This window comes from Shewanella sp. HL-SH5 (assembly GCF_051163755.1).
GTDB classification, from domain to species: Bacteria; Pseudomonadota; Gammaproteobacteria; order Enterobacterales; family Shewanellaceae; genus Shewanella; species Shewanella glacialimarina.
Genome location: NZ_CP195038.1, coordinates 1,650,076 through 1,673,167, shown reverse-complemented (window position 1 = coordinate 1,673,167; position 23,092 = coordinate 1,650,076). Strand labels below are relative to the sequence as shown.

At 40.7% G+C, this 23,092-nt stretch carries 17 protein-coding genes and 1 pseudogene; 6 read left to right on the top strand and 12 right to left on the bottom strand.

From position 1 onward, the window contains the following. Positions 1–94: 94 nt before the first annotated feature. Positions 95–2,464, bottom strand: coding sequence for a phosphoenolpyruvate synthase (ppsA, locus tag ACRWQM_RS07190; protein ID WP_434929063.1), 2,370 nt, complete (start codon positions 2,462–2,464; stop codon positions 95–97). Positions 2,465–2,590: 126 nt separating this feature from the next. On the opposite strand from ppsA, the gene ppsR reads away from it, so the two are divergent. Continuing rightward, on the top strand, positions 2,591–3,403 hold the full coding sequence (gene ppsR, locus ACRWQM_RS07185) for a posphoenolpyruvate synthetase regulatory kinase/phosphorylase PpsR (RefSeq protein ID WP_434926414.1): 813 nt from the start codon (positions 2,591–2,593) through the stop codon (positions 3,401–3,403). Between the two features lie 272 nt (positions 3,404–3,675). Further along, positions 3,676–4,743 (top strand): 3-deoxy-7-phosphoheptulonate synthase, encoded by a 1,068-nt coding sequence (locus tag ACRWQM_RS07180; RefSeq protein WP_434926415.1) that lies wholly within the window; start codon positions 3,676–3,678, stop codon positions 4,741–4,743. 89 nt (positions 4,744–4,832) lie between these two features. On the opposite strand, the gene ACRWQM_RS07175 is transcribed toward ACRWQM_RS07180, so the two are convergent. Together ACRWQM_RS07175 and ACRWQM_RS07170 are read right to left on the bottom strand one after the other, a co-directional pair. Next, positions 4,833–5,042: a hypothetical protein gene (locus tag ACRWQM_RS07175; RefSeq protein ID WP_434931706.1), complete on the bottom strand. Its 210-nt coding sequence runs from the start codon at positions 5,040–5,042 to the stop codon at positions 4,833–4,835. A gap of 128 nt (positions 5,043–5,170) precedes the next feature. Next, positions 5,171–6,041 (bottom strand): annotated as a pseudogene (locus ACRWQM_RS07170) (EamA family transporter). 231 nt (positions 6,042–6,272) lie between these two features. Between ACRWQM_RS07170 and ACRWQM_RS07165 the strand changes: the two are divergent. The 3 genes from ACRWQM_RS07165 to ACRWQM_RS07155 all read left to right on the top strand — a co-directional run bounded on the left by ACRWQM_RS07165 (position 6,273) and on the right by ACRWQM_RS07155 (position 9,217). After that, positions 6,273–7,892, top strand: coding sequence for an NAD(P)/FAD-dependent oxidoreductase (locus ACRWQM_RS07165; protein ID WP_434931705.1), 1,620 nt, complete (start codon positions 6,273–6,275; stop codon positions 7,890–7,892). Between the two features lie 315 nt (positions 7,893–8,207). Continuing rightward, on the top strand, positions 8,208–8,594 hold the full coding sequence (locus tag ACRWQM_RS07160) for a 7TM-DISM domain-containing protein (RefSeq protein WP_434931704.1): 387 nt from the start codon (positions 8,208–8,210) through the stop codon (positions 8,592–8,594). Between the two features lie 107 nt (positions 8,595–8,701). Continuing rightward, on the top strand, positions 8,702–9,217 hold the full coding sequence (locus tag ACRWQM_RS07155) for a GGDEF domain-containing protein (protein WP_434931994.1): 516 nt from the start codon (positions 8,702–8,704) through the stop codon (positions 9,215–9,217). Between the two features lie 239 nt (positions 9,218–9,456). Here ACRWQM_RS07155 and ACRWQM_RS07150 read toward each other — a convergent pair whose 3' ends face one another. From ACRWQM_RS07150 to ACRWQM_RS07120, 7 genes are all read right to left on the bottom strand, one after another. Continuing rightward, positions 9,457–9,861 carry an ACT domain-containing protein gene (locus ACRWQM_RS07150; protein ID WP_434931703.1) on the bottom strand — a complete coding sequence of 135 codons (405 nt, stop codon included), beginning with the start codon at positions 9,859–9,861 and terminating at the stop codon, positions 9,457–9,459. Between the two features lie 104 nt (positions 9,862–9,965). Then, the gene (locus ACRWQM_RS07145) at positions 9,966–11,408 is read right to left on the bottom strand and encodes a methyl-accepting chemotaxis protein (protein ID WP_226415179.1); all 1,443 of its coding nucleotides are present in this window, start codon (positions 11,406–11,408) and stop codon (positions 9,966–9,968) included. A 207-nt stretch (positions 11,409–11,615) separates the two neighbouring features. Beyond that, positions 11,616–13,859 carry a molybdopterin cofactor-binding domain-containing protein gene (locus ACRWQM_RS07140; protein WP_434931702.1) on the bottom strand — a complete coding sequence of 748 codons (2,244 nt, stop codon included), beginning with the start codon at positions 13,857–13,859 and terminating at the stop codon, positions 11,616–11,618. 2 nt (positions 13,860–13,861) lie between these two features. Continuing rightward, positions 13,862–14,326 carry a (2Fe-2S)-binding protein gene (locus ACRWQM_RS07135; RefSeq protein WP_434931701.1) on the bottom strand — a complete coding sequence of 155 codons (465 nt, stop codon included), beginning with the start codon at positions 14,324–14,326 and terminating at the stop codon, positions 13,862–13,864. A 3-nt stretch (positions 14,327–14,329) separates the two neighbouring features. Then, positions 14,330–15,052, bottom strand: a complete 723-nt coding sequence (locus tag ACRWQM_RS07130; protein ID WP_434931700.1) for a nucleotidyltransferase family protein — start codon at positions 15,050–15,052, stop codon at positions 14,330–14,332. Next, positions 15,052–16,101: an XdhC family protein gene (locus tag ACRWQM_RS07125; RefSeq protein ID WP_434931699.1), complete on the bottom strand. Its 1,050-nt coding sequence runs from the start codon at positions 16,099–16,101 to the stop codon at positions 15,052–15,054. The genes ACRWQM_RS07130 and ACRWQM_RS07125 overlap by 1 nt, the downstream gene beginning before the upstream one ends. 187 nt (positions 16,102–16,288) lie before the next feature. Next, a complete protein-coding gene (locus tag ACRWQM_RS07120; RefSeq protein WP_434931698.1) occupies positions 16,289–16,933 on the bottom strand; it encodes an MBL fold metallo-hydrolase in 645 nt (214 codons plus the stop codon). 163 nt (positions 16,934–17,096) lie between these two features. Between ACRWQM_RS07120 and ACRWQM_RS07115 the strand changes: the two genes are divergently transcribed. Further along, on the top strand, positions 17,097–18,386 hold the full coding sequence (locus tag ACRWQM_RS07115) for an alpha/beta fold hydrolase (protein ID WP_434931697.1): 1,290 nt from the start codon (positions 17,097–17,099) through the stop codon (positions 18,384–18,386). Positions 18,387–18,938: 552 nt separating this feature from the next. Here ACRWQM_RS07115 and ACRWQM_RS07110 read toward each other — a convergent pair. Next, on the bottom strand, positions 18,939–22,025 hold the full coding sequence (locus tag ACRWQM_RS07110) for an EAL domain-containing protein (RefSeq protein WP_434931696.1): 3,087 nt from the start codon (positions 22,023–22,025) through the stop codon (positions 18,939–18,941). After that, entirely contained in the window at positions 22,025–23,068 is a 1,044-nt protein-coding gene (locus ACRWQM_RS07105) for an extracellular solute-binding protein (protein WP_434931695.1), read from the bottom strand. The genes ACRWQM_RS07110 and ACRWQM_RS07105 overlap by 1 nt, the downstream gene beginning before the upstream one ends. Positions 23,069–23,092: the final 24 nt, after the last annotated feature.

The window sequence follows — 23,092 nt, the reverse complement described above, 5'->3', positions numbered from 1 at the left end:
GCTTTTTTATCAACTTGATAAAAATAGCTGTAATTGGCTTCGAAGCTAAATGCTAAATCGAATTCAAACCAGCTATTTTGATAAGTTTAATTGATTAAGCATGATCTTTTGCTAAGTACAACCAAGTGTCGATCACAGTATCCGGATTAAGTGATACGCTATCGATACCTTGCTCGACTAACCATTGTGCAAAGTCAGCATGGTCAGATGGGCCTTGGCCACAAATGCCCACGTAAGCACCTTTGTCTTTAGCCGCTTTAATTGCCATAGCTAAAAGCGCTTTCACGGCTGGATTACGCTCGTCGAATAGATGGCTGATAATGCCAGAGTCACGATCTAAACCCAAAGTTAACTGCGTTAAATCGTTAGAGCCGATTGAGAAGCCATCAAAGTACTCTAAGAACTGTTCGGCAAGTAATGCGTTTGACGGTAATTCACACATCATAATAACGCGTAACCCATCTTTACCGCGCTCTAAGCCTTCTTCTTTAAGTAAGTCGATAACTTGAGCTGCTTCGCCTAGGGTACGTACGAATGGGATCATCACTTCAACGTTGGTTAAGCCCATTTGGTTACGCACGCGTTTAATCGCTTCACACTCTAACGCGAAACAATCGCGGAATGATTCAGATATATAACGACTCGCACCACGGAAGCCCAACATTGGGTTTTCTTCTTCTGGCTCATAATGTTCACCACCGACTAAGTTAGCGTATTCGTTAGACTTAAAGTCTGACATACGTACAATCACTTTTTTCGGGTAGAAAGCAGAAGCGATAGTCGCTATACCTTCAACTAAACGTGCGATATAAAACTCAACAGGAGAGTCATAACCAGCAATCATTTCGTTGATTTCAGTTTGCAACTCAGCAGTTTGTTGATTGAACTCAAGCAAAGCTTTAGGGTGAATACCAATCATACGGTTGATAATGAACTCTAAGCGCGCAAGACCTACACCTTCGTTAGGTAAACGAGCAAAATCAAATGCACGGTCAGGGTTACCGACATTCATCATGATTTTCATTGGTAAGTCAGGCAAGGTATCAACACGATTGGTGACGATTTCAAACTCTTGTTTACCAGAATAAATAAAGCCTGTATCACCTTCAGCGCAAGAAACGGTAACGAGTTCGCCGTTTTTAATAAGGTCTGTGACGTTGCCACAACCTACAACAGCAGGAACGCCTAACTCACGCGCAATAATGGCGGCATGACATGTACGGCCACCACGGTTAGTGACGATTGCACTCGCGCGCTTCATGATAGGTTCCCAATCAGGGTCTGTCATGTCAGTAACTAGTACATCACCTGGTTGAATCTGATCCATGTCGGCAATTGACGTTAATACTTTTGCTACGCCTGATCCAATTTTATGCCCAATTGCACGACCTTCACACACTACGTCGCCTTTGGTTTTTAAATGGTAACGTTCAATTAACTGAACATCTTCACGGCTACGCACGGTTTCAGGGCGAGCTTGAACGATATATAACTTACCGTCGTTGCCATCTTTTGCCCATTCAATATCCATTGCACGGCCATAATGCTTTTCGATAATAACGGCTTGTTTCGCCAGTTCCATCACTTCAGCATCATTGATTGAAAATATACGGCGTTGATCAGCAGCAACATCTTCAATTTTAACTTGTTTACCGTGAGATGTTTCATCAGAGTAAACCATTTGAATTAGCTTGCTGCCGATATTACGGCGCACAACAGCTTGATGCCCTTGCGCTAAAATTGGTTTGTGTACATAAAATTCGTCTGGATTAACCGCGCCCTGCACAACCATTTCACCTAAACCAAATGATGAAGTGATAAAGACAACGTCGTTGTTACCTGATTCAGTGTCCATGGTAAACATCACACCTGATGCCGCTTTGTCCGAGCGAACCATACGTTGAATACCAGCAGACAATGCCACACCTTGGTGCTCATAACCTTGGTGAACCCGGTATGAAATAGCACGGTCGTTAAAGAGCGAGGCAAACACATGCTTAATAGCAAGAATAACTGCATCGTAACCTTTTACGTTTAGGAAGGTTTCTTGCTGACCAGCGAATGAAGCGTCTGGCATATCTTCAGCGGTTGCCGATGAACGCACGGCAAATGAAGCCTCTGAAGTTTCGCTAGCTAACTGCTCGTAAGCTTCACGAACGGCGGCTTCAAATTCTGGATGGAATGGAGTTTCAATAACCCACTGTCTAATCTGTGCACCGGCTTTAGCTAGCGCGGTTACATCGTCTACATCTAAGGTTTCGAGTAGGTCGTAAATCTTTTGATTAACACCACTTTGCTCAAGGAACTCATTAAACGCATGAGAGGTAGTTGCAAAACCACCAGGTACTTGAACGCCTGCATTGGCTAGATTACTGATCATTTCTCCAAGGGATGCGTTTTTACCGCCGACCTTGTTCACATCACCCATGCCTAATTCTTGATACCAGAGTACGTATTGCTGCACAGTTTTATCTCCGCAAGTTTTTATTTCAGTGGCCACTTCACATAAGGGCAGCAGCATTTTACACTCCCCTATAAGACGCGTAAATAATTAATTTTATTTGTAATTTTATTACTACAAGAGGTCATTATGGCACCTAAAGTATTCTACATATCAGATGGAACAGCGATCACAGCAGAGGTTTTTGGTCATGCGGTGCTATCACAATTTCCTATTCAATTTGAAGCACTTACCATTCCATTTGTCGAAACCCTCCAAAAAGCGGAAAAAGTAAAGCTTCAAATAAATGATAGTTTTATTACCACAGGAGAAAGACCCTTGGTGTTCCATTCTATCGTTAACCCCGACATCAGGAATGTCATATTCTCGTCAGAAGGAATGGATTATGATTTTTTAAACACCTTTGTTGCGCCATTAGAACAACATTTAGGTGTCGAAGCTAAACCCGCTTTACATCGAACTCATGGTAAAGCTAACCACAGTTATGAAGCTCGAATTGAAGCGATTAACTTTTCAATGGAAAACGATGACGGCCAAACCATGAAACATATGGATAAAGCAGACATCATTCTTTTAGGAGTATCGCGATGTGGAAAAACTCCTTCAAGTCTCTATTTATCAATGCAATTTGGTATAAAAGCAGCGAATTATCCTTTTACTGAAGATGATATGGATAACCTTAAATTACCCGATGCGCTTAAACGAAATAAGTCTAAATTATTCGGTTTAACGATTGATCCCAACCGTTTACATGAAATTCGTCAAAGTCGCATGGAAAATAGCCGCTATTCATCGCTCAGACAATGCCGTTTAGAAGTCAAAGAGGTTGAAATGATGTACAAAAGGGAGCGTATTCCCTTTGTGAATACCACTAATCATTCAGTAGAAGAGATAGCGACTAAAATTCTTGATATTACAGGATTAGAGCGCCACATGTTCTAGGTTGTCTTTAATATAGAACAATCTCTAATACGGCTGATTTGACGAATATTTCATCTATATAATGAAGGAGTATTCGTCAAAGCTATTTCAAAAGCTGTCTGGAATTTATTCGAAAGCATGTGAAAAAGGGCCTAATCGGATTTACCGCTGAAGATCATTGATATTTTTCAAGCATTAGTTGACCTCTGAAACTCGCATCGTCAGCACATTTGAGGTTATAATCGCCTCCATTATGGTGCAAATAAGCATCTCACGATTTAGCGGTAAGATGAATGACGATTAAAACAGATGAACTACGCACATCCCTATTATGCAAAGTAATTTCACCCGCACAACTTGCGTCTGAATACCCGCTTACTCAAAATGCCGCTGACTACCTTGTTCAGCAGCGTAGAGAAGTAGAAGCTATTATTTCTGGTGAAGACCAACGCCTGTTAGTGATTATTGGACCTTGCTCGATTCATGACACTAAAGCCGCATTAGATTATGCCCAGCGTTTATCGACATTACACCATGAGTTAAAAGATGACTTATGCATTGTTATGCGAGTCTATTTTGAAAAGCCTAGAACCATTGTAGGTTGGAAAGGTCTGATTTCAGATCCTGACTTAGACGGCAGCTTCAGCCCTAATAAAGGCTTACGCATGGCGCGTCAACTGCTACAACAAATTACTGAATTAAAGCTGCCTATAGCCACTGAGTTTTTAGACATGGTAAATGGTCAGTACATTGCCGACCTTATCACCTGGGGCGCTATTGGTGCTCGTACCACAGAAAGCCAAATTCACCGTGAAATGGCATCGGCTTTATCGTGTCCAGTTGGTTTTAAAAATGGCACAGATGGCAATATCAACATAGCCGTTGATGCCGTTCGTGCAGCCCAAGTGCCGCATATATTTTATTCACCGGATAAAGATGGCGCTATGGCGGTTTACCGCACCCACGGAAACCCTTATGGGCACATTATTTTACGTGGTGGTAAACAGCCTAACTATCAAGCTGCTGATATAGAAGCCGTACGTAAGCAACTTGAAGATGTAGGGATCAGCCAACGTATAGTGGTTGATTTTAGTCATGGCAATAGCCAGAAAAATCATAAAAACCAATTAAATGTTGCCGACAGTATTATTTCCCAACTACGCGAAGGCTCAACAGCCATAGCAGGAATAATGGCAGAAAGCTTTATGATTGAAGGTAATCAGAAAGTGATTGAAGGCCAACCGCTAACATACGGTCAAAGCATTACTGATGCATGTTTGCATTGGGACGACTCTGAAAAATTACTGCGTGACTTAGCGCAAGCTTCTCGCGACCGTAAAGCAAAACTAGCTCAACCGTAGTCAGCTTTATCCTGTGTAAATAGCCATCGCGATTGCATTCATAAAAAACCAGTGTTTAACGCTGGTTTTTTTATGTCTATACCTTGAGCTTACTCTGGGTTAAGTGAGGTAAAATCTATAGTTACCGGTAAAAAGGCGTTAACAATATCAGGGGCAAACAATATACCTGACTGCTGCTTAATAAACTTAATTGCAGCATTATGACCCATTACTTGCTGATAACTTCGTTCAGTCGTCATGCCATCATAAACATCAATTAATCGCATAAGGCGTGAACCTAGTGGAATAAGTGTATCCATAGTATTTGTTAATATCCTGACCCATACCAATTTTTATGTTGAAACACTCATCTCACTTAACGCTTAAGATCAAGATTAGCAAACGTTTAAAATCAATAACAAAGCCCCTAGCAATCAAAATTAAAGCTTTACACACCCATCTCAATAGCTTTTTTCGGGGTAAAACTGCTGCCAATAGAGGCAACAATCACTAAACCAATAGCGGACCACTGCAATAAAGTCAGTTGCTCAGCTAAAATAATAAAACCAGCCAATGCAGCAATTGCTGGCTCTAAACTCATTAACACACTAAAGGTTTGAGTAGGCATGTTTCTTAATGCCACCATTTCCAAAGAATAAGGTAGCGCACTCGATAATATGCCAACTAACAATCCTAATGGTAATACTTCCCAGCTAATTAACGCTAACCCCTGACTTACGGCGCCAACAGGAACCAGCACAATGGCAGCAACCGTCATCCCCAATGCCACTGTAATACCACCCGATGCTTGCTTACCAGTTCGAGTACCAAACAAAATATACCCAGCCCAGCATGCCCCTGCTCCTAAAGCTAATAACACACCTGTAAGGTCAAGCCCCTGTGCGCTCGATGAATCAGGTAATAGTAGTAAAATGCCTGCAATTGCACAGCCTACCCATAGCAAGTCAGTTTTTCTTTTTTGACCCCAAAAGCGCTAGCGCTAAAGGCCCAGTAAATTCAAGAGCTACTGCTATACCCAATGGAATACGTGCAATAGACAAATAGAACAAAATATTCATTCCACCTAAACACAAACCATAAATAATAATGCTTTGCCAATCTCTGCCTTGGGGTAATGCGCGCCATGGGCGGAATACTAGCCAAAGCACCGCAGCAGCAAAACCTAAACGCAGTGCAGTTGTTCCTTCTGGACCAACTATAGGAAAAAGTTGTTTAGCTAAAGAAGCACCAGACTGAATAGTCACCATAGCCAATAAAACACTGCCAATAGCCGTTAGAAGTAAACGATTGATTTGCATTTTAAATAGATCCAAAAAAATAAAAAAGTGATAGTTAGTCATTCTACCTGACGCATCTTAAACCCTGCAGCAATTATTAATTGCAAAATAATAAAAACTCCCTTGATATAAACATACCATAGGTAAAACTGACTTAGTTTTCCTTGTATATAACCACAATAGTTAATTTCATTTTTAGTCTAAATCACGTAAACTACGCGCTGATTTTTTAAGTCTCTTTTTAGGTAAATAATGATCCGTTTAAACCAAATACAATTGCCTCTAGACCATAATGAAGATGCTTTGCAACAAGTCGTATTGCAAAGGCTTTCTATTACAGCGGATCAGCTGACTAACATACATGTATTCAAGCGTGGTTATGATGCCCGCAAAAAGAATGCAATTTTCTTAATTTATACCCTAGATGTCACCTTAACAAATGTTGACGAAGCAGCGTTATTAGCGTCCCTTGCCGATGATCACAATATTCGCGTATCACCAGACACTGATTATAAATATGTTGCCACTGCGCCGATAGGATTAACCGAGCGGCCGATAGTAATAGGCATGGGACCTTGCGGTTTATTTGTTGGCCTAATATTGGCACAGATGGGCTTCAAACCTATTATTTTAGAACGCGGTAAATCTGTTCATGAACGTGCTAAAGATACCTTTCGTTTTTGGCGTACCAGTGAGCTAAACACCGAATCGAATGTGCAGTTTGGTGAAGGTGGCGCAGGTACCTTCTCAGATGGTAAGTTATATAGCCAAGTTAAAGACCCTGGATTTAAAGGCTTAAAAGTAAAACAAGAGTTTGTTGCTGCTGGTGCGCCGGCTGAAATCATTTATGTCAGCAAGCCTCACATTGGTACCTTTAAGTTAGTGACCATGGTGGAAAAAATGCGCCGTGAGATCACCCGACTTGGCGGTGAAATACGTTTTGAAACACGGGTAGATGAAATCAATATTAGCGATCGACAAGTCACAGGTGTCACCCTGAGAAATGGTGAAGTTTTACACTCTAAACATGTTATAGCGGCAATAGGCCACAGTGCCCGCGATACCTTCCAAATGCTGCATGATAAAGGTGTATTTATGCAAGCTCAGTCATTTTCGATTGGCTTTCGTATAGAGCACAAACAAGAAATGATCGACAAAGACCGTTTTGGCATTAATGCAGGTCACCCTTTGTTAGGCGCGGCTGATTATAAACTAGTGCATCATTGTAAAAGTGGTCGCAGCGTTTACAGTTTTTGTATGTGTCCTGGCGGCGTGGTTGTAGCAGCAACCTCAGAAGAACACGCGGTAGTCACTAACGGTATGAGCCAATACTCGCGCAGTGAACGTAATGCTAACAGCGCTATCGTAGTCGGTATTGATCCAAGCGACTTTAATAATGACCCACTTCAAGGAATCGCATTACAGCGCAAATTAGAACGTCACGCCTATATTATGGGTGGCAGTAACTATGATGCCCCGGCGCAAATGGTAGGTGACTTTTTAGCGGCAGGTTCTGGTAAGCCATTTGAAAACGTTGAGCCATCGTATAAGCCTAATGTCAAAATGACCGATTTAAGTGACGCGTTACCGCAATTTGCCATTGATGCTATTCGCGAAGCAATACCTGCATTTGGTAAGAAAATACGCGGCTTTGACAGCAAAGATGCTATGTTAACAGGGGTTGAAACTCGTACCTCTTCACCATTACAAATTAAACGTGGTGCTGATTATCAAAGTATCAATACCAAAGGCTTATACCCTGCAGGTGAAGGTGCTGGATATGCTGGCGGTATTTTATCTGCGGGTATTGATGGTATTAGTATTGCTGAAGCTGTGGCATTAAACATGATAAAACAGATGACAAACAATTAAGCTAGCACTTAAGCTTTATTTATCATTATATGCTAATTTATCTGCAGCAAGTTATCTTAAAAAGATTACCTGAGTACTGGACACAATTAACATAAAAAGAGCAGCCGTATGGCTGCTCTTTTTGCTGATACCAATAAACACTAAAAATTTGCCACGATGCTAATAACGCTTTATTTTAAATATGATGATGCATTCAGATTGCGACAATGCACCTTAATTAGCAGGAGGATTAAAAAGCAAATAGCATGAAACTGACTCATACCGTTAACCGACCTAAGCACCTAAAATCTCTTTTAACACAATTAGCCCAAATAATTGAATATTCGGCAACAATTATCAGTTTCCCCGTTATACAAAGGATATTCTAACATTAACCCCTTACTATTTAGAGTATTCGTCATCCGCTTTCTATGGTTGTTGTTGTTATTATTTTATAGTCTTTGTGCCACAAGCAAAACTATTGAATTATCTAACGTTTCTAGTGAATTATTCATTAACGAACACTTAAGTATTCTACAAGATAGTAGTGCGAATTTGTCGTACCAAAATGCTTTAACACAGTATAAGCAAGGACTGTTTACTGAAAACAGAGATAAAAAAGTCAGCTTTGGCTTTACCCATGATGTGTTATGGGCGTCTGTGTTAATAAATAATGCGTCAGCAGAGGAGGTAAAAAGAGTATTTTATCTCGATACAGCCTAGTTAGATCATGCGGATTTCTATTTCATTCATCAAAATAAGCTGACAGATAAAGCCTATATAGGGGATGCGCTACCCTACCACGCCAGAAAAAAACAAACCCGCATGTTATCGCAACCGCACAGGTCGATCACTTAACGGCGCTATATAATCGGCGTGCGTTTACCGCCACTGCCAGCCTATTGTGGGATTTAGGTATTAGGGATAACACAGACTTTTCGATGATCTTACTCGATATTGATTGGTTTAAGAAAATAAATGATGAACATGGTCATGCTGCGGGAGATGCTGTGCTTAAAGGTATTGCAGATACGTTAAACCAACACATAAGAGATAATGATATTTTAGCCCGTTGGGGCGGTGAAGAATTTATTATTTTTTTACCCAATACCAATAAACAAGCTGCGGTGGCACTGGCGAATGTGATCCGCAACAGGATAGCAGAAATGGTTGTTTTACATGATGGAGGCTCGCTATCTATCACCGCAAGTTTAGGTGTCGCTGACTTTAATAATCAAATGAATGCATTAGAGGATCTTATAAAACTTGCCGATATTGCTTTATATAAAGCGAAACACAGTGGTCGAAATCTTGTTTGTGAAATGCCTCCCTCAGAAGCAGATTGATGCTACCCCATAGATCAATCAGCTAACATGTTAATTACACCGAATTTCGTTAACCAAAACTTACTCTAACTACATCCATTTTTTATTAAAAAAGCATCGTAAGGTTTAATACTTAAAGACTAAACTGCATATTACATCACAGGCACTAAATCATCCATTAATGCGACGGTTTCACAATACAGAATATCTTCACCACCGCATTAACATTTAATATCAGCGTAAACAGGCTGCACTTTTTTCTATCTATGCTCTGCGCTTAATGCATTGATAGCCGTTAATGCTAATTGCGCTTTATTTATTGGGATAAAAATATGATCATGATAATAAGCAGCCACCACATTAGCGCTGATATTATGCTCGGTTAATTGAGTGGCAATAGCAGCCGTTAACCCAACAGCCTCTAAACTTGAATGAACCGTGAGAGTCATTTGTTTAAAAGTACCACTATAGGCAATGTTATTTTGATCTGCCTGAGTTTGACTAAGCAGTAACGTTAACCCTTCTGCCTCTATAAAAGTAGCTAGCGGATTAAGGTGTACGTAATCCACTAATGTCCCTTTAACCGTACAAAACACCCAATCTCCGGGCATAATAGCAGGCTTCATAGTCGCTAATAATGTCGATAAATTAATAATTCCATTCATTTATGACTCCACAATGCTGTCAATTTATAAGCAGTAAATTAGCAACAAAAAATGGCTCAATCAAGAACCATTCATGAGCCCGTTATTGTTAATCCTACTGTGGGTTAACTCGTGCGATATTGTGCCAAAATTTGGCTTAGCCCTTTTGAGGATACATTTAAGTCTTTGGCAATAACCAATGCCTGATTGGCATTAGCCAGAATAGTATCGGATTGACTTCTGACTTCATTAACTTGTGAAACAATGTCAGCAGATGCCACACTTTGCTCTTCTGCTGAGGCAGCTATCTGGCTACTCATATCAAATACGACATTAATCGACTCTGCCATATGACTAATTTCTTCCCCTACGGCTTTAATGCTGACGCTTCCCTCGTCTGCCTGCGCAACTATTTCATTGGTGATTTGAGTTAACTTGGTGGTACCTGTTTGTAACCCTTCAATCATAGTTTGAATTTCAACAGTCGCTTTCTGCGTCCGCCCTGCAAGGGTTCTGACTTCATCGGCAACTACTGCGAAGCCGCGGCCTTGCTCACCTGCTCGCGCAGCCTCAATGGCCGCATTTAATGCCAGTAAGTTAGTTTGCTCTGAAATAGAGTTAATGGTTGTCACTACTACATTAATTTGGGTCGCATCTTTAGACAGTTTCTCTACTGAGGCGAAGGCGTCAGAAATGCGCGCAGTTAAAAAATTAATACGCTCTTCAGCATCTTTAATTCCTTTACGACTATGATTCACTTGGATTGAGTTTTCTTTAGTATGACCTGAAGTTGTTGATGCGTGATGTGATACATCTGCAATGGCTGCTGTCATTTGTTCCATAGAATGTGAAACCGAATCTAAAAAATGATGTTGATGTTTTATTAAGTCTTCATTGGTACTGGCTTGTTGGCTGAAAGTGCTTGCTGCCATAGCTAAGGTTTTAGCATTTTCACCAATGGCGGTGACCATTTCACTCATATTATCAGCGCAGCGATCAATTTCAGTGGCAATTAAACTAAAATCATCGGTACCAAAAAAGTTAAGCCTTTTGCTTAAATCGCCATCAGCTAAACGTTTAATCGCGACATACATATCCCATAATCCGCCACCTAACGAGGTAGAGATCCAATAGCATAATTGAAATAACGGCAATAAACCCAGTAAAGCATACCAAAATAAGCTGCTATCCGATTGCACTTGCTCCCATTGTGCTACATTTCTTGTTAATGATAAAAATTGACCAGCCACTGGTGCCGTTACCGTGATGGAATCACCTCGTCTAGTTGCAGACGATTGTGTCACCACAGATAACTGATTAGCTTCAGCAAACTGATTTAGTTGTTCCGCAGACAGTTGCTGGTTTGCTGCGACATCTGCAAACGCCTGCACGCTCGCACTGACCTGAGCCATTGAACTGGCTTGTATCATTGCTTGATTATGCTGATGATTTAACACTGCTATGGCAAGTGTAATCACGGTAACAAGTGAGCAAACAACCCAAAACTTACCGTTTAAACTGAGCTTAATAAGCATAGCATCGACTTTACGAAACTGAATAGCCTTCATAAGATTTCCCTAGTAATCTTTAAGTACACAAAAAAGTAATCTGAACCAAAGTATAGTGTATTAATTTTTTAATTTAATTTTGCTCAGATAAATATGTTGAGATAAAGCCTAACCACAAGACCAATAAAAAGCCTAAGTGTTGACCCAACACTTAGGCTTATATCTATGTCGGCATAGATCTATTTATACTTTAATTAAATGATCTGTTTAGAGCGATAAATCACGATTTAGAGGTAAATCTCGATATCTTTTTCCTGTCGCGGCATAAATAGCATTAGTTAAACTTGGCGCTACGGGTGGAACACCTGGTTCTCCTACTCCTGCAGGGTTGGCATTTGAGGGCACTAGTATCACTTCAATATCCGGACATTGTGGTAACCGTAGAAGTAGATAATCATGGAAGTTTGATTGTTCCACTTTACCCTCTTTAAAGGTAATTTCACCCATCATAGCTAAACTTAAACCAAAGATAACCGCGCCTTCAGTTTGTGATTTAACCCTATCAGGATTAACCACTAAACCCGCGTCAATCGCGGCAATGGTTTTTAATACCCTAAGCTTGCCATCTATTACTTCAACTAACGTTGCCACTGCAACGTAACTGACAAAACTGCGGTGAATAGCAAAACCCCAGCCTTGGTTTTTCGCTGCTTTAGGCAGCTTGGCTAACTTGTCTTCCATGATATCGAGCAAATGATGATAACGGCCAACATCAACGGGATGAGCAGCTAATTCTTCACCATAATTACCGTATTCAAAACCTTGATTAGCAAAGGTTTCTTTCCGTGAAGCCCCAAGTATATCACGCCACATTTGAATACAAGACTTATTGGCTTTAACCGCTAATTCATCAACAAAACTGCCAATACCAAAAGCATGTTGAATATTACAAACTGATCGCATCCAGCCAATGCGTGTGTGCGCTGTTGCCTTAACGGCTTCTAACTGAATGTGGGGTAACGCAAGCGGCACATCTGAAAAACCTAAATCGAGTTCACCGGCTGATGGCATATCAACACCTTCGGCAAACGTTGAACTGATTGACGGAAAACCTGTTCGCGCTAAAAAAGCATCAACTTTATTGTTACCATCAAACCTTGCTTGATAAAATTGAGCACTAATAGCATGGTAATAACCGTGCTGAATTTCATCTTCGCGGGTCCATGATACCTTGACGGGTTTATTTAATCGCTTAGAAATAATCGCCGCTTCTACACTGAAATCCGGCTTAGATTTACGCCCAAAACCACCGCCTAATAAAGTGACATTCACTTTGACTTTATCTTCTGCTATGCCCAAAGCGCCGGCCACATTTTGCTGAGTACTTTGCGGGGTCTGGGTTGATGACCACAGCTCACACCCCTCACTAGTAACATGCGCGGTGGCAACCGGAGGTTCCATCATGGCATGGGTTAAATAAGGTACTGTATACACCGCATTTAGCGTTGATTTTTCTGGCCAGTCTTGGACACTGTCGCCTAATTGGCGCATCACCTTGCCAGGTTTTTGAACGTTTACGACCAGTTCAGCCATATATTTATCAGTATCATGACTGTCATTTACTGACGCAGTCCAGGTCACTTTTAATGCTTTACGACCTTGCATCGCGCTCCAGGTATTAGTGGCAATAACAGCCACACCACCTAACGCATGAAACAGCGGCGCACCTTTTGGTACTGGCAACTGAATAACATCGATAACCCCAGCCACTTTTCTGGCCTCAGTGTCATCTAAACTGGCTACATCACTGCCCAAAACTGGCGGGCGACTAATACTGGCATACACCATACCGTCGAGCTTAATGTCGTAGCCATATATCGCTTTGCCATCAAGCATCGCTTGCATATCAACAATGGTTTTAGATTGGCCAATATGGGTAAATTCACTTGCAGGCTTTAAGGTTAACGACTCGATTTCAGGCACTTTTTGCTTGGCTGCATCAAGGGCGAGTTCGCCAAATGATAAGCTTTTATTTGATCCTTTATGGTGTACTTTATTCGCTTTTGAATAAACTTCAGTAAGGGCTACTTGCCATCTTTCAGCCGCTGCCATTTCTAACATGGTTCTGGCCATCGCACCCATCTGGCGCATACGGGTGTAATGTTTACGAATACTGCGACTACCATCGGTATTTTGGCTGCCATAACGTTTATCTGCTAAACCTTGCACGACAACAATATTGTCCCAATCCGCTTCTAACTCATCGGCTAAGACTTGTGGAATTCCGGTACGGATCCCCTGTCCCATTTCTGAACGATGACAGGTTAAATAGACTTTATTATCTTCGCCAATAGCGATGAACATATTTATCATCGCCAGCTTATCTTGTGCTAATGCCATTGGGCTCCAGGCTAGGCCTGTCGCACCTAATGCTAATCCACCACCTGCTGCACCAAAAAGCTTTAATACATCGCGGCGACTAATATTTTCTACTGCGGTAAATGTTGTCATGATTACGCCCCCGCACTGTCAGTTGTAGTCGCTTTTATGGCAGCTTTAATACGTGGATATGTACCACAACGGCATAAATTGCCTGACATAGCTTGATCAATTTGGCTATCTGTTGGTTTAGGAGTTTGTGCAATTAATGCGGCAGCAGACATAATTTGCCCCGCTTGGCAGTAGCCACATTGTGGCACATTATGTTCAGCCCATTTGGCTTTTAGCTTGTCAGCTTCGACACCTTCAATAGTCGTTACTTGCTTACCGCTAACTTGTTTAAGACTAGTTAAACAGCCACGCATTGGCGCACCATCAACATGAATGGTGCATGCACCACAAAGCCCTGAACCACATCCAAATTTGGTGCCGGTTAAGCCTATAATATCGCGTAATGCCCACAGAACTGGCATATTAGGGTCTGCTTCTATGGTAAAGTTTTTACCATTAACTAATAGGGTTTGGGTTGGAATTGTCATCACTCACTCCTTGTTTGCCAAAAATCTTGATAGATCGGCTCGGGTATCAATATCTATGCTCGCTTGCGGTAAATCTATTGCCACTAAGCGATGTGATTGTTGTCGTTTTTTTAATATTTTTTTAGCGCCACTGTCACCAGTTAGCCCTAACAATAGTTCAAAATCATCTGGTAAAAATATAGCTGGCACGCCCACACTTTGCTGATAAAAAGCACAGACTGTCTGATTATGCATGGCAAAAGATTGCAATAAGGTCAGGTAGTGTTGACGAGTTAATGCGACCTGGTCAGCTAATATCAGCATTAATCCGCAAGCTTGTTGTTCAAGCGCATAATGAACCGCACTGTGTATCGAGGTGGACAAACCTTGTTGCCACTGTTGATTAACCACCACTTCTACTTGGTTAATCATCATGGAGGATAATTTATCGTCCATTATTTGCTGTTGATTTGCGCCCAATACCACTGCCACTTTCGCCAGTGTAAATGCACTTTGACGGATAATATTGGCTTGCTCTGCACTATTTCTATTAACGTCGACATGATTAAATGCCTGCTGCGCGGCGTTAACAGCCTCAATTGTCGAAACCAGTATGGAATGACTCGCATTAATTTGCGCGATTTGTTTAACACCTTCGAATCGACTGCTGCTACCTGCGGCTAAAATGACCGCGACGAGTGATTTATCATCCTGTTGGTTTGGATTGGGTATTTTGATGAGTGACATTAACGCATCACTTTATCTAAGCTAATTAACTGGCTGTTATGTAATATCCCATGGCATTGTGCCAACATACTTAATCCTACCGAACTTGGTAACTCACCACCCAATGCTAGCCCTGCTGGGGCTGAAAAATAGCCACTAAAATCATTAATATTCAATTGGGCTATATTAAGCGTTTTATCACGCCTATGGTTTGGCCCCAATAAGGAAATGTACCCTAAATTAAACTTAACCAGTTGGTTAAGCGCCTTAGCATCAAGAATAAGGTTGTGGGTCATTACAAAGGCGGCGTCCAAAGTTTGATACACCTCATCATTAACACCATCAAACGGCATTTTCATTATGTTGGCGCTGGGAAAATCGTATTGACGAGCATAGGCAGTGCGTTCATCAAAAATAGTCACTTGCCAGCCCAAAATAGCGGCCATTTGTGCAATAGGTTGTGCATCTAATCCGCCGCCAAAAATACCAAGATGAATTGGCGGAGTAATAGGAATAATCAACTGCCCTTCTATATGATGAGTTTGAGCATCGTCTGAGCTGACGCTTTCGCTTCCCTTAACGGATCGGATAAAAGTCGTTTTTTCAACCTGTAGATTTTTAGATTTAATCTGCCATTTACCACTGACCTTATTTGAAGGTGTGTCCTGTTTGGCTATATCGATTTGAAACTCACCTGCTTTACCGCTATTTAAATCAAAATAGAGCTTTTGCAGGCCTAAATACTGATTTGATGAATTGATTGGTAACATCATAATATTGACAATTCCACCGCAACCTAATTGATAGCTAGTGTCTGACTCGTCAGTGGCATCATAGGTTAGTTGCACAACTTGCTGGGTTTGAATAGCGCGCTGCGCATGTCGGCGTAAATCGGCTTCTAAGCAGCCACCACTGAGCATTCCTAATGTTTTCCCTAGCGGATGAAAAAACATCATAGCTCCGGGTTTTCGATACGAAGAACCTTGTACATGTGTAAGAATAGCGACAACCCAATCATCTTGATAATCAGCTTGCCAAACATCTAATAAATCAACCAAGTGTTGGCGCATTCAGAACTCGAACTACAGTGCTATGTTTAACAAACCTAACACTGTACGCTATGTATGAAAAGCATGAAGATGTATAAAAGTATGTAATGTCGTTTTATCTAGTTTGGGGAATGCGTTATGAACACCTATAGCTGAATCTATAACTGAGCCTTTAGCCAAGCGACTAACTTAGCCTGTACTAGGGAAACTAACTGAGTAATTGATCGGCAACAAATGGATTATGTTCACGTTCTTCCGCAAAGGTAGACATAGGGCCGTGGCCAGGAATAAAACTAACATGGCTACCCAAAGGCCATAGTTTTTGGGTAATTGAGCTGACTAAATCTTGATGATTAGATTGCGGAAAGTCTGTACGGCCAATCGATCGTCTAAAGAGCACATCTCCAACCCAAGCCAATCCTGAAACTTTGGAATAAAACACAATATGTCCCGGAGTATGTCCAGGGCAATGTAATACCGATAAAGACTGTTCACCCACGCAAACCACATCTGCGTCATTTAGATACTGATCCGGTTCAAACGCTTCAACAAGCGGAAAACCAAAATTTTGACTTTGTTTAACAAGTCCTTGCAACCAAAACTGGTCAGCTATATGCGGGCCAATAATGGGAACATTTAATTGAATAGCAAGTTTCTTAGCGCCACCGACATGATCGATATGCCCATGGGTTAACAGTACTTTTTCAACCGTTAACCCCAGTCTTTTCACTTCAGCTATAATTCGGTCTATATCACCACCGGGATCAACAACCGCAGCTTTTAGGCTAGCTTCACACCAAATCACACTGCAATTTTGCTGAAACGGGGTAACCGGTATGATTTGATATTTCATCTAAACTCTCCTAAATGCCGTTGCTAAGTTATCATTATTATTTAATTTTACCTTTGCTAACTTGATCTTGATAGCAATTTACTTAAATTTAATCAGTCAGATTGATTGTGATAAAACAAGCGGGCACATACAATTACACTCAAATTAATAACGATAAGCTCATATGATTATTTCACAAACCTTAAAAGACATTGTTGTTCAAAAACACACCTTTTCAGTGCCTTTGGACTATCTGTCCAGCTCAAGCCAGCAAATTTCAGTCTTTGCCCGTGAAATTGTCAGTGTCGCAAATCAACATAAAGCGCTTCCTTATTTAGTATTTTTTCAGGGTGGTCCAGGGTTTGGTGCCGCTCGGCCTGTGACGAATAGCGGTTGGATAAAGCGCGCCTTACAAGAATACCGTGTATTGTTACTCGATCAACGTGGTACAGGGCTCTCTACACCTGTTAATGCCGTATCGTTAAGTCATTTAACGGCTAACCAACAAGCCGAGTATTTAAGTCATTTTCGCGCCGACAATATTATTCGTGACGCAGAGTTTATCCGTACTAAATTATCGGCAAACCAGCCATGGAGCATTTTAGGCCAAAGCTTTGGCGGTTTTTGCGTGCTGCATTATTTATCTGCTGCACCACAGGGCGTTAAAGAAGCCTATATCACAGGCGGTATTCCCTCCCTAACACGCAGCGCAGATGAAGTTTACCAAGCCACTTATCAACGTGTGTTGGCTAAAAATGCTGACTTCTTCACCCGTTTTACTGACGCTAGAACCTTAGTAGACCATATCGCCCAATATTTGTATGAGCATAAAGTCTACTTAGCAACCGGTGAGCAGCTCACCGTAGAAATGTTCCAGCTACTGGGAATTAATTTAGGCATGGAACAAGGCCCTGAAGCGGTTTATTATTTGCTAGAACAGGCATTAATTGAAACCAGCCATGGCATTGATGTTAATCCACTCTTTTTACATCAATTTAGTCAGTTTTTAGATTACAACACCAACCCGATATTTGCCCTATTGCATGAACCTATTTATTGCCAACAAATCGCATCAAAATGGGCAGCACATAGGGTGCGTGATAATTATCCTGAGTTCCATTATAAACCAGAACAACCACTACTTTTTACTGGCGAGATGATTTACCCGTGGATGTTCAATCAATTTGATGCGTTAAAGCCACTAGCTGCTGCAGCAGAATTAATCGCCAGCAAAAATGATTGGCCTAAGCTATATGATTTACATCAACTTGCAAATAACTCAGTTCCTATTGCTGCTGCTATTTATAGCGAAGACATGTATGTAGAAATGCAATACAGCTTAGAAACAGCAAAACAAGTTGGTAATTTAAAGTATTGGTTAACGTCTGAATTTGAGCACAACGGTATTCGTATTGATGGTGAACATATTTTAGATAAGTTGATTAGCCTTAATCGTGGCCATTGCTTACGCTGATAACATCACCAGACTGAGAGCCATAAATACTAGAGTGATTATACTATTAGCCATTAAATACTGATTAACACGCACTTCATTTCTAATTAAGTATGAGTTAAGTATCAATGGGTAAGATGACATTGTTCTACACACTCTTTGTACATTCATTTCCGTTTAATGATTGATATTTAACCCATCACATTAAGTTTTAAACCCTTCCCGTATACAGGTAAACCTCCCATTGGTTTACCTTTTTTTACTTTTCGATTGACTTATTTATAGATTTCTCAACTTTTAGACCCTGCATCAAAGCCAGAAAAATCAAGATGGTGATCAATAATATGCACAAACGCATATTCAAAAGTACCCGGATGAACGTCTAAAGAGATACTCTTAAAAAGAGAAGCTAACAGGATCGTCAATGATGTGGCTAATGAAGCAATGACCGCTCTCTATCACCATGATGAAAAATGCTATTTAAGTAAAGCGGAACGACGTGATGTCAATAAAGCAAATAACAGTGGCAGGCCATGCTATAAGATTCTGGCCCCATGGTTTTGTAGAATAGACTTAATGCTTTGTCAGATACTGGTTAAACATTTTCAACGGCAAGGGTTTACTAAATAAATATCCTTGGTAGTTTAAACAACCTTTGTTAGTCAGTAGTTCTTTCTGTTTTTCTGTTTCAACGCCTTCAGCGATCACCTCTAGATTTAAACTATTTGCCATAGCTATAATCGTCCGCACAATTGCCCTGTCATTGGGGTCATTTTCAATATCTTGAATAAATGATTGGTCAATTTTAAGCTGATCCAAGGGTAAGCGTTTTAGGTATTGCAATGACGAATATCCGGTACCAAAATCGTCAATAGAAAATTTGATACCCCGCGCCTTAAGGGCTGTCATTTTTGTAATTGTATCTTCCATATTTTCCAATAAGATGCTTTCTGTAATCTCTAGCTTAAGTTTCTCAGGGTTAATATTCGCATGACTCACGATACTTAATACATTCTCAACAAATGCAGGAACGCCCATTTGTCTTGCACTAATATTCACTGCCAAGGTCAAATGAGCTGATTTCGGTTCTAACGCCCAACTTGCAAGTTGCTGGCAGGCTGTTTCTAAAACCCAATTCCCCAAGGGTAAAATCAAACCTGATTCTTCCGCAATAGCAATAAACTCTAAAGGTGACACAATACCTCGGTCCACAGTATTCCAACGAATTAGCGCTTCAGCTCCCGTTACAATACCTAATGAGTTAATCTGAGGTTGATAATAAAGTTCAAACTGTTTTCCTTTATTAATGGCTTCGCGTAATTCGGTTTCAATACGAATACGCGAAATCAGATGAGCTTGCATGTCGGGGTCATAGAAAAATAGCGCACTGCCACCTGATTTTTTAGACTGATACATAGCAATATCAGCTTGCTTAAATACTTCATCAGCATTTTGATGACCTGCACCCAATAATGTAACACCTATACTAGGGGTTATAAGATATTGATGAGACGCAAGTTGGTAGGTTTCAGACAATGAATGGAGAATTTTTTTGCCGACAACTTCCGCTTCTGACACAGCAACAATCGCTTGTTCACTGAGCCCTTGAAGCATGACCACGAACTCATCACCACCTAAACGAGACACTGTATCACTCTCTCTTACACAAGCTTTGATGCGACTTGCAACCTGCTGTAATAATAGGTCACCCATATCATGGCCTAATGAGTCATTGAGCGCCTTGAATTTATCTAAATCAATAAATAAAAGAGCGGCTTGCTTTTTACTGTGTACTCTTGCAGCGAGCTCCTGATTTAAACGGTCGAGTAATAAACGCCTATTCGGAAGCAGTGTCAGAGAGTCAAAAAAAGCCAGATTATTAACTTCATCTTCTGCATACTTTCGTTCAATTGACACACTGGTTAAGCGAGCCGTTCTCTTAATGAGTTCGATATCATCTGCAGAAGGTGTCGCCACTTCACGGCAATACATTGCAAAAGTACCTAATGTTAAGCCTGATGAAGAGATAATAGGCTGAGACCAGCATGAAGCTAAGTTTGCCTGTGTTGCCAGTGCTTTATAATTACTCCAAAAAGGATGTGTCTGAATGTCTTCAACAATGACCAGTTCTTTAGTGAACGCCGCAGTGCCGCAAGAGCCAACACCTATGCCAATTTCAACCCCTTCAAGTGCTTCATTATAAAAGTCAGGTAAGTGAGGGGCGATCACTTTAACAAATTTTTTACCGCTTTTATCAATCAACAGAATGCTGCAAATAAATTTTTCTTTTAGCCCCTCGATCCCTAAGACGATCGATTCAAGAATATCATCTAAATTTTTATTTTGGGCCAATAACTCTAATGTATGTGTATGGAATTTATCATAAGCTTCAATTTTTTCTCGCTCGTGAATCTCGTGATTGAGTTGAGTATTTTGGTCATTAAGACTCGTTAAATGAGTTAAAATACCTTCTTGCATACTGACGATACTATTTGCCAGTAGCCCTAGTTCATCTTGCTTATAATTTGTGAGTCGAGTCACCTGATTTGTCTGACTAAAACGACGCACAACCGCTACCAAATTCTTCAAGGGACGCACAAATATTCTCGCCACTATGAGCGAAATAAGAATACCGAGAAAACTCAATCCCAGAACAACCCGCAGGCCTGTTTCAGTTAAAATGTTCGTTTCAGATAAAGCAAAATCAATCGGCACAGTTAACCCGATAATCACAAAGCGATTACCGGTAGATTGACCAAAAGGAACACTGGTGAACCCACCAATACTTTCAATATTATTAAAACCTAGCGTTTGGTGAATCGTGACGGCTTGTGCGCCAGAATTAATAATTTGATCAACCGCCTCAAAGGTATCTTGTACTAAAAATTGTCGTCCACGATCAAAACCAAAGGTTTCTAGTCTATTTGGATGAATAAGAAAATCACCTGTCTCATTAGTCAAATACAGTTGATACTCTTCAGACATATCTGACTTCAATATGCTAAACATCAAATTCAAGTCGACATTAATGACAATCACCCCAATGGCTTTGCCTTTATCATCAATAACAGGCGATGCAACCTGCAATGTAGGTTGGCCTAATCCAGCATGAGCCCCCTGTTCATGGTTAATGAATATTTTCGAAAAGAAAACTTCGCCTTTATTCAGTTTTAAGGTTTTATAGACATAAGGATAATGTTGTTTTTCTTGTAGATGGGTTTGAGGGATCACAACTAGTTGGCCTTCATCCCGATCAACCCTAACCATTTCGCGTCCATACTCTTGCGCGCCAATTAATCTAACTTGAAAATATTCAGGGTAAACCGACAACAAACTTTTGAAATTATCTGACAAAGATTCTCGGGCAATCACCGAGGCATTATCATGACCAAAAGAATCGTCTACTAACTTTGTATTTGCCAGAACTCTTGTTTGGTTAGCGACCTCATTAGCCATAGAATAAAAACGTCGGCCAAGAAGTTTTGTGGCATCAATCATTCCTTGCGTGGCTTTGTCCGATAGGATGTCGCGGGTGGCATTAAAGGTGAAATATCCTGTAGAAGCACTGGCTAAAATCCCAAACAGGGACAGCAGGATAGTAAGTTTAATCGCAATGCCAAACTTAACAGGCTGATTATTATTCGATGACACTGCTGCCATTAAAATTCTTCCGGCACTTCGCCAGAGATAATTCTATCCCATAGCAATTTACGTTTTTCCATATTTTCGACCCGCTCCAACCAGATGAGTTTATCTGATGCTGTTAACCCTTCAGGTTTTTCAAGCGTATTCGCTAAGCCTTGTCTTTCTGATAAAACATGACTCACCTTTTGTTCCAATAGGAAATTAATCCAATCTTCCGCTAATTTTTTATTTTTGGCATCACGAGTAACAGACCAACCATCCAACCAGGCTAAAGCACCTTCCTTGGGGATCACATAGCCAATATTAGCTCGAGTTTCTTTGAGCATTTTGACTTGTTGAGAACCATAATTTGCGAACATTAATGCAATATGATTTTCGTTGAATAGCAGCGTCGCTTCTTCCGGTTTCTCATAATAAGTCAAAATATTTCGACGCAAAGCAATAACTTGTTTGGTGACTAAGCCAAACTCTGAATTGGGGATCTGAAAAGGATTTTTTAAACCAAGCGATAACGCGGCAAATGAAAAATTATGCTCACTGCCCGCATACATCAATACTCGACCTTGATAACGCTTATCCCACATTACCGAAAAAGAATCAGGAGGCTGGCTAAACTCATTTAGATCATAAATAAGGCCCATTTCTGAATAAGTGTAGGGAATGGCGTATACTTTGCCGTTTCGGATCAGACCCGGTATTGAAGAAAGATCGCTAAAACGGGGTAATTGTTTTTGACTATTTGGGATATTAGTTAATGTTAAGGGGATGCTAATGCCCTTATCAATATAACGTTGCAATTGGGCAGTATTGACAGCAAACACATCAAATTTATCCCCATTACTTTCATTTAACCGCTTCCACATAACGTCATCAGATTCGACCAAGGTGACATCAACCTTAACCTGATGACGCTGTTCAAAAATGTTAACTAAATCTGGATCTGCATACCCAGGCCATGCCAATACACTTAACGTATCCTGAGAATTGGCAGCAAGACTAAAAAAAATGGATGCCAGGAATATAATAAAACAACCCATTTTTTTATACGTATTAGACATCTAACTACCACCTGATGTTGAAGC